The 15,821-nt window shown below is 59.7% G+C and carries 24 protein-coding genes; 12 read left to right on the top strand and 12 right to left on the bottom strand.

Annotated elements, in window-relative coordinates; translation table 11 throughout:
- Positions 1 to 297: 297 nt before the first annotated feature.
- From AAD027_RS08445 to AAD027_RS08485, 9 genes are all read left to right on the top strand, one after another.
- Positions 298 to 1,188 carry a rolling circle replication-associated protein gene (locus AAD027_RS08445; RefSeq protein ID WP_341725579.1) on the top strand — a complete coding sequence of 297 codons (891 nt, stop codon included), beginning with the start codon at positions 298 to 300 and terminating at the stop codon, positions 1,186 to 1,188.
- Position 1,189: 1 nt separating this feature from the next.
- A complete protein-coding gene (locus AAD027_RS08450; RefSeq protein WP_341725580.1) occupies positions 1,190 to 1,519 on the top strand; it encodes a single-stranded DNA-binding protein in 330 nt (109 codons plus the stop codon).
- A gap of 16 nt (positions 1,520 to 1,535) precedes the next feature.
- Positions 1,536 to 1,751 (top strand): hypothetical protein, encoded by a 216-nt coding sequence (locus AAD027_RS08455; RefSeq protein ID WP_341725581.1) that lies wholly within the window; start codon positions 1,536 to 1,538, stop codon positions 1,749 to 1,751.
- A 21-nt stretch (positions 1,752 to 1,772) separates the two neighbouring features.
- Complete coding sequence (locus tag AAD027_RS08460) at positions 1,773 to 2,024, top strand: hypothetical protein (RefSeq protein ID WP_341725582.1); 252 nt, start codon at positions 1,773 to 1,775, stop codon at positions 2,022 to 2,024.
- 129 nt (positions 2,025 to 2,153) lie between these two features.
- Positions 2,154 to 3,539, top strand: coding sequence for a hypothetical protein (locus AAD027_RS08465; RefSeq protein ID WP_341725583.1), 1,386 nt, complete (start codon positions 2,154 to 2,156; stop codon positions 3,537 to 3,539).
- On the top strand, positions 3,539 to 3,859 hold the full coding sequence (locus AAD027_RS08470; protein WP_341725584.1) for a DUF2523 family protein: 321 nt from the start codon (positions 3,539 to 3,541) through the stop codon (positions 3,857 to 3,859). The genes AAD027_RS08465 and AAD027_RS08470 overlap by 1 nt, the downstream gene beginning before the upstream one ends.
- Positions 3,856 to 5,004: a zonular occludens toxin domain-containing protein gene (locus AAD027_RS08475; protein WP_341725585.1), complete on the top strand. Its 1,149-nt coding sequence runs from the start codon at positions 3,856 to 3,858 to the stop codon at positions 5,002 to 5,004. The genes AAD027_RS08470 and AAD027_RS08475 overlap by 4 nt, the downstream gene beginning before the upstream one ends.
- Positions 4,973 to 5,641 (top strand): TraX family protein, encoded by a 669-nt coding sequence (locus AAD027_RS08480; RefSeq protein WP_341725586.1) that lies wholly within the window; start codon positions 4,973 to 4,975, stop codon positions 5,639 to 5,641. The genes AAD027_RS08475 and AAD027_RS08480 overlap by 32 nt, the downstream gene beginning before the upstream one ends.
- Before the next feature lie 33 nt (positions 5,642 to 5,674).
- The gene (locus AAD027_RS08485; RefSeq protein WP_341725587.1) at positions 5,675 to 6,082 is read left to right on the top strand and encodes a DUF4124 domain-containing protein; all 408 of its coding nucleotides are present in this window, start codon (positions 5,675 to 5,677) and stop codon (positions 6,080 to 6,082) included.
- 172 nt (positions 6,083 to 6,254) lie between these two features.
- Here the strand turns inward: AAD027_RS08485 and AAD027_RS08490 are convergent, their stop codons facing one another.
- Positions 6,255 to 6,518 carry a DUF3653 domain-containing protein gene (locus AAD027_RS08490; protein ID WP_341725588.1) on the bottom strand — a complete coding sequence of 88 codons (264 nt, stop codon included), beginning with the start codon at positions 6,516 to 6,518 and terminating at the stop codon, positions 6,255 to 6,257.
- Positions 6,519 to 6,766: 248 nt separating this feature from the next.
- On the opposite strand from AAD027_RS08490, the gene AAD027_RS08495 reads away from it, so the two are divergent.
- Positions 6,767 to 7,048: a DUF3653 domain-containing protein gene (locus AAD027_RS08495; protein ID WP_341725589.1), complete on the top strand. Its 282-nt coding sequence runs from the start codon at positions 6,767 to 6,769 to the stop codon at positions 7,046 to 7,048.
- A gap of 650 nt (positions 7,049 to 7,698) precedes the next feature.
- On the opposite strand, the gene AAD027_RS08500 is transcribed toward AAD027_RS08495, so the two are convergent.
- The 9 genes from AAD027_RS08500 to AAD027_RS08540 all read right to left on the bottom strand — a co-directional run bounded on the left by AAD027_RS08500 (position 7,699) and on the right by AAD027_RS08540 (position 12,650).
- Entirely contained in the window at positions 7,699 to 8,868 is a 1,170-nt protein-coding gene (locus AAD027_RS08500) for a zonular occludens toxin domain-containing protein (RefSeq protein ID WP_341725590.1), read from the bottom strand.
- Positions 8,865 to 9,179, bottom strand: coding sequence for a DUF2523 family protein (locus AAD027_RS08505; RefSeq protein ID WP_341725591.1), 315 nt, complete (start codon positions 9,177 to 9,179; stop codon positions 8,865 to 8,867). The genes AAD027_RS08500 and AAD027_RS08505 overlap by 4 nt, the downstream gene beginning before the upstream one ends.
- A complete protein-coding gene (locus tag AAD027_RS08510; RefSeq protein WP_341725592.1) occupies positions 9,176 to 9,730 on the bottom strand; it encodes a hypothetical protein in 555 nt (184 codons plus the stop codon). Before AAD027_RS08510 ends, AAD027_RS08505 begins: the two co-directional genes overlap by 4 nt.
- 757 nt (positions 9,731 to 10,487) lie before the next feature.
- Positions 10,488 to 10,727 carry a hypothetical protein gene (locus AAD027_RS08515; RefSeq protein WP_341725593.1) on the bottom strand — a complete coding sequence of 80 codons (240 nt, stop codon included), beginning with the start codon at positions 10,725 to 10,727 and terminating at the stop codon, positions 10,488 to 10,490.
- 248 nt (positions 10,728 to 10,975) lie between these two features.
- Positions 10,976 to 11,242: a single-stranded DNA-binding protein gene (locus AAD027_RS08520; RefSeq protein ID WP_341725594.1), complete on the bottom strand. Its 267-nt coding sequence runs from the start codon at positions 11,240 to 11,242 to the stop codon at positions 10,976 to 10,978.
- Positions 11,239 to 12,093: a rolling circle replication-associated protein gene (locus tag AAD027_RS08525; RefSeq protein WP_425605420.1), complete on the bottom strand. Its 855-nt coding sequence runs from the start codon at positions 12,091 to 12,093 to the stop codon at positions 11,239 to 11,241. The genes AAD027_RS08520 and AAD027_RS08525 overlap by 4 nt, the downstream gene beginning before the upstream one ends.
- Positions 12,086 to 12,265 (bottom strand): hypothetical protein, encoded by a 180-nt coding sequence (locus AAD027_RS08530; RefSeq protein ID WP_341725595.1) that lies wholly within the window; start codon positions 12,263 to 12,265, stop codon positions 12,086 to 12,088. The genes AAD027_RS08525 and AAD027_RS08530 overlap by 8 nt, the downstream gene beginning before the upstream one ends.
- Positions 12,262 to 12,459, bottom strand: a complete 198-nt coding sequence (locus AAD027_RS08535; RefSeq protein ID WP_341725596.1) for a hypothetical protein — start codon at positions 12,457 to 12,459, stop codon at positions 12,262 to 12,264. The genes AAD027_RS08530 and AAD027_RS08535 overlap by 4 nt, the downstream gene beginning before the upstream one ends.
- Entirely contained in the window at positions 12,456 to 12,650 is a 195-nt protein-coding gene (locus tag AAD027_RS08540; RefSeq protein ID WP_341725597.1) for a hypothetical protein, read from the bottom strand. The genes AAD027_RS08535 and AAD027_RS08540 overlap by 4 nt, the downstream gene beginning before the upstream one ends.
- A gap of 131 nt (positions 12,651 to 12,781) precedes the next feature.
- Between AAD027_RS08540 and AAD027_RS19050 the strand changes: the two genes are divergently transcribed.
- Positions 12,782 to 13,216 carry a helix-turn-helix domain-containing protein gene (locus AAD027_RS19050; RefSeq protein WP_425605421.1) on the top strand — a complete coding sequence of 145 codons (435 nt, stop codon included), beginning with the start codon at positions 12,782 to 12,784 and terminating at the stop codon, positions 13,214 to 13,216.
- 183 nt (positions 13,217 to 13,399) lie between these two features.
- On the opposite strand, the gene AAD027_RS08545 is transcribed toward AAD027_RS19050, so the two are convergent.
- Entirely contained in the window at positions 13,400 to 14,392 is a 993-nt protein-coding gene (locus AAD027_RS08545) for a DNA-binding protein (RefSeq protein WP_341725598.1), read from the bottom strand.
- A 103-nt stretch (positions 14,393 to 14,495) separates the two neighbouring features.
- Here AAD027_RS08545 and AAD027_RS08550 point away from each other — a divergent pair, with 103 nt between their 5' ends.
- Positions 14,496 to 15,581: a site-specific integrase gene (locus tag AAD027_RS08550; protein ID WP_341725599.1), complete on the top strand. Its 1,086-nt coding sequence runs from the start codon at positions 14,496 to 14,498 to the stop codon at positions 15,579 to 15,581.
- On the opposite strand, the gene AAD027_RS08555 is transcribed toward AAD027_RS08550, so the two are convergent.
- Positions 15,544 to 15,810 carry a hypothetical protein gene (locus AAD027_RS08555; protein WP_341725600.1) on the bottom strand — a complete coding sequence of 89 codons (267 nt, stop codon included), beginning with the start codon at positions 15,808 to 15,810 and terminating at the stop codon, positions 15,544 to 15,546. The two genes, AAD027_RS08550 and AAD027_RS08555, sit on opposite strands and share 38 nt — an antisense overlap.
- Positions 15,811 to 15,821: the final 11 nt, after the last annotated feature.

The raw sequence follows: 15,821 nt of genomic DNA on the forward strand, positions 1-15,821 counted from the left end.
TGCTGCTGGTGGTGATTGTGAGCGCGCATGAGCAGGACGGTGATCAATGACCGCCTGGACGAACTGCGCCGAGTGTGGCGACCCCGTTGCGTACTACGCCGGTAGCTTCTACCGCTGCCGCATGTGCGGCCACGAATCAATTTCAGGTGCAGAGCGGTATGACGCGGGCGAATCCCGCTACGTGGCGCATTGCGTGGCTTCTGACGTGGCTGCTGAGCCGGCTTGCGACGCGCGCGTTAGCGCGCGGCGGGAGCCGGAACAGCTGGGCTTGTCTTTCTTATCGATAAAGGACAAGTGATGGAATTCACGTCCGGTCAGCTAAAGCAAACGCGCCTGATCAAGATGGCAAAAGGTGTTGTTGCTGCTGCTCTTGAAATCGACAACAAGTTTCGTGCGGCCTACGGTGAGCCGATGCCGGCGCTGACGGCCAATGGTGAGTTTCGCAAGCACTGGCGCACGAAACAGCCGTACTACCTCGCGGAATCTCCGTATCGGTGCGCCATGATCACGCTGACCTATGCGCGTGACGGCATGTGGGAAGAGAGCCAAATTCGTGCGTTGGTGAAGCACTACCGCGAATGGTTCAAGCGCAATGCCCAGGGCGAGACGTTTCACTATGTGTGGGTCATGGAACTGACGGAAATCGGCCGTCCGCACTACCACCTGATCGCGTGGTTTCCCAAAGGCGTCAAGCCGCCAATGCCTGATAAACAGGGCTGGTGGCCGCATGGCATGACTCAGGCGAAGTACGCCGTTTCACCCGTTGGTTATATCGCCAAGTACGCCAGCAAGTCGAATACCAAATCGGGTAGTCACTTGCCGCATCGCGCGCGCCTGTGGGGCTATGGCGGATTGAAGATGGGTGAACGTGCGCCGGTTGCCATGGCGATTGCGCCTCGTTGGCTGAAGCAGCTTGTTCACCACGAAAGCCACGTGGTCAAGAAAACATATGAGCGTGTAGAGCGCGTATTGAGGCAAACCATCGGTGTTTTTCAGGATTGGCATGAAAAGGTCGTGCGTAAGTCCGGGTGGTTCGTGAAGTCGGGCTACGGCGCGGGTAACTGGTTTTTCTCGCCGTATGAGTTCGAAGGGTTCGGAGACAAAAGCATCGTCCTAAGTCACCGGGGACACATAGAGATGCTGACAAGTGAAGGTGACTCTTTTTTTTTATCGCACAAGGTGAACTGAAATGGACGGTATACGTATCGAGGTTGCGTCGGCAAAGTTCGAAACCATCAAGGGCAAGTCGAACAAGACAGGCAAGGATTATGAGATCAATCGGCAAGAGGCTTTCTTGCACAAGGGCGGGAAGTATCCAGATCGTTTTGAGATCACCTTGCCGAACGATCCCTTGGGCGTGAAGCCGCTGTCGCCGGGTTTCTACACGCTGTCCTCGGCAAGCATCATGGTTAACCCGGAATACCGCCAGCTGGAAATCAGCCGTTATGACGCGGAATACGTGCGTCTGCCGGAGGGCGAGCAGGGCGAGTACGCCGTGAAGCCGTCGAAGGCGGCGTAGTCCTATGTCTTCGCCCATGCCGGAAAGCCTGTACGTCGTCGGTTGCGCTGCAGAAAACATGCAGCCGGACGGCGTATGCACGGTGCCGGTGTGGGTGCCGTACCACCAGCCAGTATTGCCTCCCCTCGATCTGGCCGATGGAACCTTGGTGGCCTTCGCAATCGTTGCTCTGTGGGCTATCGGGTTGAAAGCGCGTCTCGTATTTCGCGCGGCGCGTCTTGGGGTTTTCTGACAACAGCAAGGAGATCGTTTCATGCGTACCAACATCAAGCAGTTCAACAAGGGTCTGCACAAGGCTTTCCGTTCCACCGCTGCCAAGGTCAGCACGGGCGTCGCGACGCTGGGTGCCAGTGCCATGGCGCTGGCCGGTGGTGGTTCCAGCCCCGGTGGTGCCATCGCTGGCGAACTGGCGGGCGGCAAGGATGATGTGATGCTGATCATCGCGGCCGTGGCCGTGATCCTCGGTGCCATCATCCTGTGGGGCTACGTGAAGCGGGCGCGCTGATCGGGTCGTAACGGGGCAGGGGGTTCACGGCGACGTGCGCCCCCTTTTCTTTCACCCTTGGGAGACTGCCATGGGCTACTTCGTCATCATCGGAATTTGCGGCGCGTGCTGGCTCGCGTTCGAGGGGCTATGAACATCGCGCGCATTTTCGCCAATGCCTTCGCACGCCGCATCGTATATGTGGTGATCGCGTTGGTATTGGCGTGGCTGGGTATTGGCTCGGTTAAAGCCGGTACTTATGGCTGTGATGTGAATTCAGGTTGCGAAGAATCCGCTGCGTATGCGGCATGCTTGGTGCACGTGGGGGCAGTAGTGGGTGGGGGCTATTGTCAAAAGTCCAGCGGCTTTTATCAGGTTTATAGCTCGGGCGGTAATCCTATCGGTGGTACTGGCTTGGGCCGTTACTTTTTCGCTGCTTCGTGTAGTCAACGGCCATCGCAAGTAACGCAGTTCCTGCCATTGACTGGTTCTACGCAATGCTGGAACGGATGTGTGGTCAGTTACTTGCAAAATGGTGATGATGAAACCAGTACGCGAAGTGCTACAGGCGACGCCTGTACTGACGCGCAATTCAAGGATAATTGCCCATCTAATTCTTTTTGGAACGGCTACATGGGCGTATGCCAGCCCATCGCCCCCGACTGCGCGGAGGGCGAAACTCGCGAAGATGGCATCTGTAAGCCTGACAACAAATGCCCTGAGGGTATGATCGCTGTTACCGGTGCAACGCCGGGAGCGATTCAGCAAGGCGCAATGTACTGCAAGCCTGCGCAGGACGAATGTCCTCCGGGCAATGTCATGTCTCCAGGTGGGCAATGTCTTCCCGGTGAGGGGCAATGTGCGTCTGGCGAAGCACGTCGCGACAACGGGACCTGCGGCAGGGATTCCGATGGCGACGGCAAAGCTGATGAGGACGACGACGATCCGAACAATGATCCGGGAAAGGAGAGTGCGTCCGGTGGTGATAGCTGCAAGGTGCCTCCGTCGTGTTCGGGTGGTGCCATCGCTTGCATGCAAGTGAAGATCCAATGGCGGATCGACTGCAATACCCGCAAAACCGCCAACATCAGTGGTGGCGCCTGTACTGCTCAGCCTGTCTGTGTCGGCGAGAATTGCAATGCAATGGAGTACGCGCAGTTGCTGCAGCAGTGGCGTACCACGTGCGCGCTGGAAAAGATGACAGGCGGCTTGCCGGGTAGTGGCGGTGGTAATAGCGATGCGAACGGCAACGGCGTGCCCGATGCGCTGGAAGGGCGGCTAACGCCCAGCACGGGGGGCGAGGGTGAGGATTCGACTTCGGTTTCCGGGAAAGGTGTGTCTACAAGCCTTTTGGACACTGGCAACATCTTCGGCGGTGGTTCCTGTCCCGCGCCGCCCACGCTCACGATCATGGGCGTTAGTGTCAGTGGTGCGGATTTCCCTCACTGGTGCAACGCGATGGCGATTCTTCGCGCGCTCATATTGATTTTTGGTGCGTTCACTGCGTTGAAAATACTCATGGGTTGGGGGTTTTAATGGGCATGGTGTCTGATTGGATCAGCGATGCAGTGATGCATCTGCTGGGCAAAACGAAAGAGCTTGCTGCGGGGATTGTCGGTCGTGTGTTGGCGACGTTTGGGTTGACCACGGTCACTTTCAGTTCGGTGCTGCCTGATCTGAAGGCGTTTATCTCTCAATACACTGGTGGCCTCAGTCCGGAGACTTTGAACCTTCTTGGTTATTTGGAAGTGGGCACCGTGATGAGCATGATTCTGTCCGCGCTGACGGTGCGGTTGGCATGGAAGGTCTTTATCGTGCCTAAGGCCATCGCCGACCAGCTGCCGGGTGCCTCATGATTTACTGGTACACGGGCCAGCCCGGGCACGGCAAGACGCTGCATGCTATCGAGCGCTTGTTGGAGTTCAAGGATCAGGGGCGCATGGTTTACGCTTGCAACATCCGGGAATTCGACTATGCGAAGGCCGGCGTTTTGGAAATGACGCCGGAGGATTTCAAGCATTGGCCTGAATTTCTGCCTGATGGTGCGGTAGCGTTGGTCGATGAGGCCTATGAACATGGCATGTTGCCGAAACGGCCTGCTGGCTCGAAGGTGCCGAACCATGTCGAGCAGCTGGCGAAGCATCGCCATCGGGGTCTAGATTTCATTTTCGTAAGCCAGTCGCCAGACAAGCAATGCGACCAGTTTGTACAAGACTTGATCGAGCGGCATATCCACGTGCGCCGCCGCTTCGGCACCCAATTCGTACACCTGCGGGAGTTTGATCGGTATGAAGCCCAGGCTGAAAAGGCGACGCCGCTTGTGGTGCGTCGCAAGCGTCTTCCTAAGCGTCCGCGTGGCTTGTATCGGTCAACCGAAATGGACACAACGGAACGCAAGATTCCGTGGTACTACATTGGGTTGCCATTGGCCGTAGTGCTGGGCTTGGGTCTCATGTACTACACCTTCGGCAACATGGGTGATCGGCTTGGCGGTGGTTCTTCTTCGGTGCAACCCAGTGCCAAGCCGGACACTGTGCTTGTAGATCAGCGTTCGGCATCAGGTTCGTTCCGTGGTGCTGCCACAACGGCGGCTGAGTACGCAAGGGCTTTCCTTCCACGCGTGGCCTCTGAGCCGTGGAGCGCTCCTGTGTATGACGATGCCTTGCACGTTCCCGGCGAGCCGCCCCGGCTGTTCTGCATGTCTTCACTGGCTGGTGCAAATGATCGTGGCGAGCATGTGGAGCCGTCGTGCACGTGCCTAACAGAGCAGGGGACGCACTACGTTGTTCAGCATGCGCTGTGTCGCTTCATTGCGCGTCGCGGTCAATATGAGCCGTACCGCGATGAGCGTAATAGCCGCTGGGTTGATGGCCCAACGCAGATTGATCGTGCGCATGAGTCCATCGCTCGGCGTGAGTCTGGCGGTGTAATCGTTCCGGGTTCCATGGCTGAAGTAGGGGAGACGAAGAATGTCGTTCGTGCCGCTCCACCGCACTTCTGATGCTGTGTTGACCAGTGGGGGACGCGAGCTGCTCAAGTGGCTCGCGCTGGCCCTCATGACCGGGGATCACGTCAACAAGGTTTTGCTTGATGGCGGCCAGCCATGGCTAACGGATATTTCCCGCGTTGTCTTCCCGATCTTCGCTGTGGTGTTCGTCTGCAATCTGCGTCTGGAAGAACCGGGCATGCATGGGTGGAACGCGGCGCTTCGCACGCTGGTTTCCGGCTTGCTTGTGCAGCCGTTGCACGCTTGGGCATTCGGCTATTGGTTGCCGGCGAATGTGCTGCTCACTTTGTCGGCGGGTGCGCTCGTGCTGCTGCTGTGGAAGCGCTCGCCGCTGGCGTCCATTGCCTTGTTCGTGTTCGCAGGTTTGTGGGTCGATTACAGTTGGTTTGGCTTGGGCATCATGGTCGCTGCAGCGCTGGCGTTTTCCCGGGGGGGTGCTTGCGTCGCGTTCCTTGGGCTGGCGGTCGGACTGTTGGTCTTCATCAATGGCAACTTCTATGCGCTGGCCGCGTTGCCGCTGATCGCCGTGGTTGGCCGTCTGCCGGTCGATGTGCCTCGGTGGCGCTGGACGTTCTTGGCGTACTACGTTGGTCACTTGGGGGCGCTGGTGGTGCTTGACGGCCTTTCTTAGGGTATTCTCCCGGCCATAGCGTGGGGGTACGCCATGAAATGGACTTTCCTTGTCGTGTTCTGTGGGCTTGCCGCAACGGCATCGGCTCAGTCGGTATACAAATGCCGGGATGCCAAGGGCAACCCGGTCTACCAGTCCAATCCGTGCCCGGAGGCTGAAAAGCGCTGGGACACGCAGCCACGTGATTACACATGGGACGACTACTACAAGCGCACGGCCGCTGACAAGAAAATCGAGCGGGACCGTCGGCACATGAGGGCCAGAGCGGCGCAGGTGAGCGGCTCTAGCGGTCCTGTTGGTGCTGCGGTCGGGCAGCGTAATAGTTCGGCGTGCGAGAGCGCCAAGCGCCGGCGTGACATGGTCTATGAGGCTGCTGGCGCAGATCGCAGCTTTGCCACGTCTAGGGCGATGAGTGACGTTGTGTACGATGCCTGCAAGTGACGGGGGTGTAGGGGCGACGCCCCTACGGTAAACGCCTCATTCGCGGCCTAGACGCCTGTGAGCTGCAGCAAACGATACTCACGGCATGGCTCTGGTCCGAAGGCCAATCATCCACCCGGCAAACTTGGTTTTTTCTGGATGACTACACGTTGTAGTCACCGATCGGGGGAGCCTAGCCGGCTAGGCTGCCCACGTTCCGGCTGTGCCAGTCCGCTAGGTCAACAATGATCACCTTGACCTTGGCCTGATACTGGCGGGCCTGTGTGCCGTTCTCGGCCCGTCGGCGGGACGCGTAGCCCGCACGGCGCAGTTCCAGCTCATCGCGCCAGAGCAGCCCGCGAAGGCGTTCTGGCGTCATTCGCTGGCCGTCCGGCGACACCAGGTAGTTGCCGGCGACGTAGAACCCATAGAATTTCCCGGTCAGGTACTGTGGCATGCGTCCAAGCTCCTAGAAGAGGACTTCCGGCCACGCAAGCGCCATGCCAGCCACCAGCGCAGCAGCTGGCACCACCAGCCGAAATCCAGCTTGGCTACGATTTTACATAATAGGCATTATGCGAAATTTAGGGTGGTGGCTGCGCATGGGCTGGCTGCACGCGTGGGCTGGCTGGGCCGCCTACTACGCTGGTGGCTGGCATGGAAGCTGCACCGGCCCAAAGCCACGGACAGCTTCGAGGCCAAGGTATGCGCCTGATCGACCCCACCGAACGCAACGAACTCACCGGCCCTTGGGCCGGTTTTGGTTTCCAGCAAGGCCACATGTGGACGCCCGAGGGTTACACCCTGTACCCGGAACAAATGCGCTGGTGGTCGTTGACCTGCAACATCGCGCGGGAATGGCAGACCATGATGGCCGAGGCCCGCCGACAAGTTGTCCAGGGTGATGATCGGCCTTCGGACCGGGACCATGCCGTGAGCATCATTGCTGATCGCTTGCGAGCATCCCATGCGCGTGTGAGGCGTTGACCGTAGGGGCTCCGCCCCTACACCCCTAACCTCCTTCGCAACGTTGCCAGCCGCCCCCGGGGGCCATTAGCTGAGACCAGCCGTTTTCGATCCGCTGGAAAGCTTGACCACTGATGCAGACGAAACCCGTACGCTTCGCGTCCTGAGAACCAAGAGCAGGCAGCCTGATAACGCTAGACGATGGTGCAGGCCTACCGGCGCGGCGCGCACTATCCTGCAAAAGTTGATCCTCCCACATCTTACATAGTGACGAAACACCCGGATGGGGATGAAGCCTAATCTCTGGCCGGCTACAGTTTAAAGGCGTGGTGTCTTTTGCAGCAGGGTTATAAGCCGCATTAGGCACAGGGCCAACTCTTGGTGCCCCCTTACCCCCGGCAGATTTAATGGTCTGTGCGAGAGCAACAGAACTGAATATCACCAACAGTAAGAATATAGCTGTACGCATCCTTGTGAACCCCCGAGAAACCGAGGGCTATATATCACGATTCTAGCCGCCATGCTTACGGTGGAATTCGCGTGCAACATACACCGCACATCCCATAATCGCGTAGAACAACAGCACCGCCGGCACCACCCCCAACGCGATCAAGCTGGCGAGCAATGCGACCAACAAAGCTGCGTCGAATAGATGACCCCTAGACACGTCATTACGGCCCCGTAGCTGCTCGCGTGTACGAAATCACCACGCCCTGTACGGACGGCTGCCGCGAAGTCTCCACATCGCGATCAGACGCACTTGCATAGCGCCTTGATGCTTCATGATCTTGAAGCTCACCCTGCCAATGCCGCACCTGCGAACGGCCATCCGAGAAAAACTTTCCTTCCTTGAAATACGGCTCATATTGACCGTGACGCGCGATATGCGCGCATTGCTGGAATTCAAGCGGATACGTAGTGCCTTGATCGGTCAGGCAGGTACAGGAATCGAGAACAACATCACCGCCCTCAACCACGCCTTCCTTTGCCGACATGCAGAAAATACGCGGCGCTTCCTGTGGTGGTGCAAGTCGATCATACGCAGGCGCACTCCACGGCATTGACGCAACGAGCGGCGTAAAGCGTTTTTCGTACTCATCGGGCGTCACCGGTTCAGCCGTACCCACGCCCCCCGTCGCTGCCGCTCCGTGTGGCGCGGGTCCAGCATTGAGAGTCGCAGCATGTGCCGGAGGTGTCGCGCCGCCGAGTCGCTTATTCATGTTGCCAAAGGTGTACCACATGAGGAACAACGCCAACGGCACCGCCACACCAAGCGCCCAGAAATACCAAGGTATCCGGACCTCGGTCGTGTCCATTTCCGTTGACTGATACGTGCCCATCGGACGCTTCGGTAACGTCTTCCGGCGTATCACCAGCGGAGTAGCTTTCTCCGCATGAGCTTCAAAACGGTCAAATTCACGCAGCGTGACGTACTTCGTTCCGAAACGGCGACGGACGTGTATATGGCGCTCGATCAGATCATGGACGAACTGATCGCATTGCTTGTCTGGCGACTGACTGACAAAAACGAAATCGAGACCGCGATGGCGGTGCTTAGCAAGCTGTTCAACGTGGTGCGGCACCTTGGAACCCGGCGGACGCTTCGGCAGCATGCCATGTTCGTAAGCTTCATCGACCAGCGCAACAGCGCCATCGGGAAGGAAATTGGGCCAATCCCTGAACTGCTCCGGCGTCATCTCCAAAACGCCGGTCTTGGCGTAGTCGAATCCACGAACGTTGCACGCGTAGACGATGCGCCCTTGATCTTTGAATTCAAGCAAGCGCTCAATGGCATGCAGCGTCTTGCCGTGACCCGGCTGGCCCGTATACCAGTAGATCATGAGCCACCCCCCAACTGATCCGCGATGCCCTTCGGAATGATGAAAACCTTCCATGTCAAGCGTATCGTCAGCGCAGACAGCACCATGCTCATAGCTTGGCCTAAGCCGATAGCACCGAGAAAATTCATCGCCTCCGGGGAAAGCCCCGCCGCGTACTGCGAAACAAAACTTTTCAGGTTAGGAAGCACGCCGTTCAACGTGACCATAGTCAACCCGAACGTTGCCAGCACACGCCCCACGATGCCCGCTGCTGCAATTTTCAACTGGAAGAGCAGCGTCGCAATACCCTTAATGATCCAGTCCCAAATCATGTCACGCTCCCCATAAGAATCCGCAATGCGAAAAACGCGCCCATGATCAAGATCACCGCGCGCATGATTGATACCAATGTGCACCACGACGGTATGTCGGACGGATTGACCGTCGCGCCCATGAACTCGAAAGACGAGAACTGCGGACAACTCCCACCGCCGAAGATGTCATCGGTATCGAGCATGCCCGGACCAATGCCAATGCCCCACCGCGTCACTTCGTCGCCTTCCCCCGGCTCTGGTGAACTGCCCTCACCTTCCAGCACGTCTGGCACGCCATTGTTGTTGGCATCCCAAGGACGGTCACCATCACCGTTGCCGCTACCCGGCTCTTCCGAACCATCGGGCCTAGTGGCACCGCCGCCCTTGCCATCCGATCCATAATTCGACTGAAACGTCGCCGTGTTGTAATTGGTCACGTTGCCGTTATTGTTGATCGTCGTCGTGCCCTGTCCTTTCTGCTGCCAATCACCATTGTTCGTAGGCGGCACGGCCGGCGGCTTTACCTCTGCCGTAGCAGGCGCTTTTGTGGCAGCGTCATTGCCCGACACCTTAGTTCCAGCCTCATTAGGCGACCAGCAGAACGTCTTGCCGGTACTGGCCGAGGCGCAATGCTTACCATCGGGCCGCATGCACTGAGTGAGCGAACCAACCTGCGAACAATTAGGTTGATCAACGGGGCCACCATCATTAGGCGAAGGAACGCAAAGCGCTCCCGTTGGTTGAAGTCCGCCCTCTTCTCGCTTGAACGAAAGGGCCTGCGGTGTACCCGCATTGAATACCACCGTAGTCAGATCAGGACCCGAAGAACTTCCATACATGCAGCCGTCGTGACAAACCTGATCCCCACCACCCACCTGAAACCATCCATTACTCAACGGTTGCCTTGCGCTACAGCTAGACCCGCACGGAAAGTTAAAACGATTCTGACCATACTCCGCACTGTTGGAACTCCACAGAACCATATACCGGCAAAGATTCAATTCGCAGTGCAAAAGGCCCTGCGTATAAGGCGGCTGCGCATGCACGAATTGAGTACACGCAGCGAGCGCCAGGCCCTGATCAGCGTAGTTGCCACCCGACTGCGCACGCGCAGGAATGTGAACGCTAAATGCCACGAAAGTGGCGACGCATAGCAACACACTGCGAACGAAACCCCGTAATAGGTTCATGATTCACGTCCCCTCAAATGCCAGCCAGCACGCGCCACATATCGCGATGATTACGAAATAGCCCATGACATCCTCCGAAAATTGAAAAAGGGCGCTCAGGTTTCCCGAAGCGCCCTTCCCTGTCAGCCGTTGACGATCAGCCCGCGCGCTTGACGTAGCGCCACAGGATGATGGTGCCGACGATCACCGCCAGCGCGGCGACCACCAGCAACACCTGCGCCTTGCCGGTGGACAGTTCCGCAGCGATGGCCGAGCCGGCACCGGTGGCGAACGCGGACGGGGCCAGCGCGAGCGCGGAGGCACCGGCCGCGAACGGAACGGTGGCATTCTGCAACTTGGAGCCGATGCCCTGCACGAACTTCTTGAACTTCTTCATAGTTGATCCTTTCGTTGGTTTGTGATGCCTCAGGTACGCGCCGCGCGGAATACGAGACTCGCTTTCACGCCAACTGCCCAAACGCCCACAATGGCGAAGGCAACCAGCGTCCCGTCAACAAGACTCAGAGGCGGCAAGACCTGCTGCGGGTACGACAACCACACCGGCACCGCGCACACGCCATCGGCCTGAATATGCTCAGGTGCACAGCCGATGACGTAGAGCGGTGGCGGCGTAGTAGACATGCGTTACTTCGCCGGAACCGGGACGAGCGCGATGCGGCGCGACACTTTCAACGCATCGAAATCGCCCACTTCCAGACTGGACACGTCCAGCAGATACCGGCCCGGCGGATACGGCGGCTGACCATCGCCGAGGCTGATGGTGAACGGCACCGGGAAATCCTCGCCCTTTTCGATGGCGGCTTTCTGCTCGTTGAAGATGACTTGCGTACCGTCCTTGCGCTTGATCGAACGCGGCGTGGACGTACCGGACTTGATGAGAATGCAGTTCATGAGATTGACTCCAATTTCCATGCGATGGTGTGGCCCTGATGGAAGAAAACCCGCCACGGCGAAGGCCAGAATTCGCCGGTCAGTTTGTCCACGTAACCCCCGAGGGCCTTGCGGATGTCGGCCAATGGGCCGAGTGCAGTACGTGCATCGCTAGGTGCCTTCCACCAGCGAAGCTCACGTTTCGATTCGTCGCCAAGACCACCGACGCCATGCGTGCGGAAGCCTTTGGGAAATGCGTCCATCATGGCTGCGCAGAACTTGCTTGCGTACTTCGCGAGGTAACCCACCGCGTTACGCGCCTTCTCGATCTGCGTACTGCCATGCGGCCACCATCCGCGCTGATCCACCTTCGGGATGAAGATGCCGCGCGGAATCCAGATCAGGACGTGGTAATGGGGGACAAGGGCCTTGGTGAGTTCGCCGACCCATAGGTAACGGAGACGCGGACCGTTGCCCCGGTAGCGAATTCGTACAGCTCTATCGAAGAAGCCCCGGATTCGTTTAAGAAGTTCGCTAATGTCGCGAGGGCCTGCGTTGCTTGTCGTTGCGTAGGTCGTAGTGAGCATGTACCACGCTCCACGCGTGGAGCCTTTCGTCGCTTCTTGGTCATGGAGCCTCGCTCCGGTGATGATGGATTTCTTTAGTCGCATCGCCCGGATGCGATTGCTGTCAAGCGCAATCGACACGCGCCGCGTGTCACTTGTTGAAGAATGGACAAGCCCAAGGCGACGGCCTCCGGCCGCCGCCGAAATGCCGTGCTGCGCGAGCGTTGCCGAGGCGATTTCAGTGCGACGCGATGCGGCTGCGCGGAGCGCAGCGGCTTCCAGCGGGCAACGGGAGCCGTCAGCCATGAATCACCGCCGTGATTCCCTGGACACGCAGCACAACGCGGAAAACGCGGCGGCCGCGCGTCAGATGGTTGTACCAACGACAGTTGGATACGGCACCCGGCTCATCCATGCCATAGGCGGCGAGCAAGCCCATGCCGCCGATTTCTTCGATGAAATAGCCGTCCGCGATCACGCGTGTTCGCTCGATTGACGCGCGTCACTGATGCGCTGCATTTCAGCGGCGACGATGCACTGCGCGCGGAAGTCGGCCAGTGCTTGGCGATCCTGCTGATCGCGATGCCAGATAGCGAGCTTGATGATGCCGGCCGCGACGAACAGACCAGCGGCCGCGATGATGGTCAGCACCAACGGAAAAAGGGCGCTCATGCGCCCTTCCCCTTTTTCGGTGCCGGCTGCTCCGTGCCCTGCTCTGCCGCAGGCTTGATCCGCGATGCGCGGATGCCGGCTTGCATGAGCAAGTAGGAAACCTTCGACTCGCCGAGTTCGGCGAACACCAGCGCCAGACGTTGCACGTCCACGATGCGCGGTTGCAGTTCCTTCCACTGTTGCAGATTCATCTAATGCCCCTTCACCCCCGCCCCGGAATCCCCTGCCCCGGCCCGGGGGTGACCGGGGAGGGGTGTCCCGTGCACACGGGACAGGCGGCATGTAACCTGATTACGGGACAACTGTCAACCGGATACGGGACATGAGCATCGTAGGAACGCTAATCGATAAAGCTAGGGCACGGTCAGGCATCGCCTCAGACAGCGCTTTAGCCGCGCATTTCGGAGTTCATCGGCAAGCAGTGTCGAAGTGGCGAACCGGGGACGCCTACCCGGATGAGGAAAACATCGCGCACATGGCGACAATGGCCGGAGACGACCCCGCCGAATGGCTTGTAGCAATTAAAGCGGTCCGATCCGATGGTGCAGCAGGAAAGGCATGGGCGGCGCTAGCGAAGCGAATGGCCGCGACCGCAGCCCTCCTAGCGGTGATGGTGTTCCCTGCCCTACAGACGCCCGCTCAGGCCGCTACAGACGCAACCGAAACGGCGCAGTCTAGGCATTATGCGAAATTACTACCAGGGGCGTCGCCGAGGCCGTCGGCCTTCGGCCTTATATGGCGCTGGCTGCGTGTCTGACGCAGAGGAAATTGATTGCCAACTTGGAAATATCCCGTTAGCGACCAACAAATGCCTCGGACACCTCCAGTAAATGCCCCTGTTGTACGCGGTGAAGTGTCCCCAACATAGGCGCTAACCTTCCCCATATGACGCGGTCAATTGTCTTCATCTACAAACGTCTGCATTCAATTGTCTCCAGTGTCAACCGCGGAATGGCGGCCTGACCCGAATCCTCTCCTCAGGCTTTGACTGAGTCTTTAGCGCGACTCCCGGATTCTCGGAGGGCTTCCTAGTAGCAGTTTTTCGCGTCTTTGGTGGAGCTTTACTGTGCTGGCGTATGGCCGCTTCCAAAGCGGCAGGCAGCTCCTGAAGTTTGGCCAGTTGTTTCTCAAGGGCGTCAGCGCGGGCACGCTCGATGCCCGCGTCCCGGTGTGCTTCAGCGGCTGCGGTCTTAGCTTGTTCAGCAGTCTGAAGAAGCGACTTCTGGGCGCCGGCATGCTCCTGAGCGGCTGCAACCAATCGGGCTCTCAGTTCCTTCGCATCCTGACGGGCATGATCGATTTCCGCGTGGGCACGATCCTCGACGACACGTATATGCTGCGTCAGAGCTTCCCGTTCAGTGCTGGCGGCGTCCTGCAGTGTCTGAATGCGCACGTCGGCCGCCTGCCGTGCGGAGTCGGCCTCCGTCGCTCGCAGGAGTGCGGCATCGCGTTGTCGGGCCATTTCCTTGACTTGCCCCTCAAGCTGGCTGACCAGCCGATGCAGCTCAGTGGCCTGAGTTGTGGCCAGGCGCTCGGCGTGGGCGGCAGCGCTCACCTGATCACGTAGCACTGCGGCCTCGGCCGCAAACCTCGCCCGCTCCTGCAGGAGCGCTTCCCGTTCCGCTTGCAGGGCAGCCCGCTGGGCGGCGAGAGTCTCCAGCGCCGACGCACGGGCATGCTCAAGCGCCAGCCCCCACCACTCCCCTGCCAAGGTGATAACCGCCTCCGGAGCGCCCGGGACTGCAACAGGACGTTGCTGAGCTTCCAGCCGGGCGCCGAGTCCTCGCCACCAGGTCTCCAGCCACCGCGTGACGGTGTTCGGCGAGCCGGTGCCCAGATGCGCGCGGATACGCTCGACGGTCGGTCGGTCGCCGGTAGCAACGATCTCGTCGGCTGCGGTGTGGACCTCAGATTCGGTAATGCCACGTGCCATGGGGTGCCTCTTACGAAAGTGCCCTACTTAGTTGATTCCGTACTCACGATAAGTGATGATTATCGTGGCTATACGCGCTTATTCGTAGTGTACATTACATACTATGAAATATAATTTCACCAGCGTCGCCCTTGTTCAGACGGCCCATCACCTGGTGCTGCCCGAACAGCTGGCACAACAGGCCGCGGACGCGGTGCGGGAGCTGCTGGCCGAAGCGGCCGCGGCCAACACCACCCGCAGCTACGCCAGCGCGCTGCGCTACTGGGCCGGCTGGCATGCGGCGCGCTATGGCATCGAGTTGGCCTTGCCGGTGCCCGAGGCGATCGTGCTGCAGTTCGTGGTCGACCATGTGGTCCGGCGCAACGTCGACGGCGAGCTGGCGTGGGAACTCCCGCCGGCGGTCGACCAGGCCCTGGTGGCGGCCGGCCTGAAGGCCAAGCCGGGCCCTTGGACCTTGTCCACGGTCCGGCACCGGGTGGCGGTATTGTCTACCGCGCACCGACTCAAGCAGCAGCCCAATCCCTGCGAGCAGCCGGCGATCCGCACCGTGCTCAGCCGTGCGGCTCGCGCTTCGGTCAAACGCGGCGAGCGGCCGCGCAAGAAGACCGCGGTTACCCTGGCCGAACTGGAGGCCATGCTGGCCACCTGCGATGACACCCTGGAGGGCCTGCGCGACCGTGCCCTACTCTGCTTCGGGTTCGCCAGTGGGGGGCGCCGCCGTAGCGAGATCGCCGCGGCCGACCTGCGCGACCTGCGCCGGATCGGGGCGCAGGGCTACATCTATCGGCTCGAACACAGCAAAACCCAGCAGGCCGGCGTGACTGCCTCCTCCACTCCGGACAAGCCGGTGCTCGACCGGGCCGCGCTGGCGCTGGAGGACTGGCTGGAGGCGTCTGGAATCACTGAAGGGGCGATCTTCCGGCGGCTGTGGAAGCGCCACGTCGGCCCTGCCCTCTCCCCTGCCGCCGTGGGGGAGATCGTGCAGCGGCGGGCACGCCTGGCAGGGCTGGAGGGGGATTTTGGGGGGCACAGCCTGCGGTCAGGGTTCGTGACCGAAGCCAGCCGACAGGGGGTGGCGCTACCGGCGATCATGGCGCTGACCGAGCACCGGGCGGTGTCGAGCGTGATTGGTTACTTCCAGACAGGTGGCGCTACGACGAATCCCGCCGCTCGCCTGCTGGAAGACTGATCGTTCCTGAGTTCACGAGTTTGGTGCATGCCTGCTCCACCATCGCGCCACCTGCGGCTTCCCATGCGCCGCGGAAGACTTCCAGGGCGAGGATCTGGACCTGGGTGTGCGCCTGATCTGCAATCCTTTGGCTTCCTTCTTCGTCCAAGCCTAGGGCCGCTCGGTGGAGGGCTCCGGGATATTTGCCGAGGATATCCTTGTGGTCGGTCGATCCATCGAAGCGATACACGGACACATCGT

The organism is Pseudoxanthomonas putridarboris (genome assembly GCF_038321125.1).
In the GTDB taxonomy this organism is placed as follows: Bacteria; Pseudomonadota; Gammaproteobacteria; order Xanthomonadales; family Xanthomonadaceae; genus Pseudoxanthomonas_A; species Pseudoxanthomonas_A putridarboris.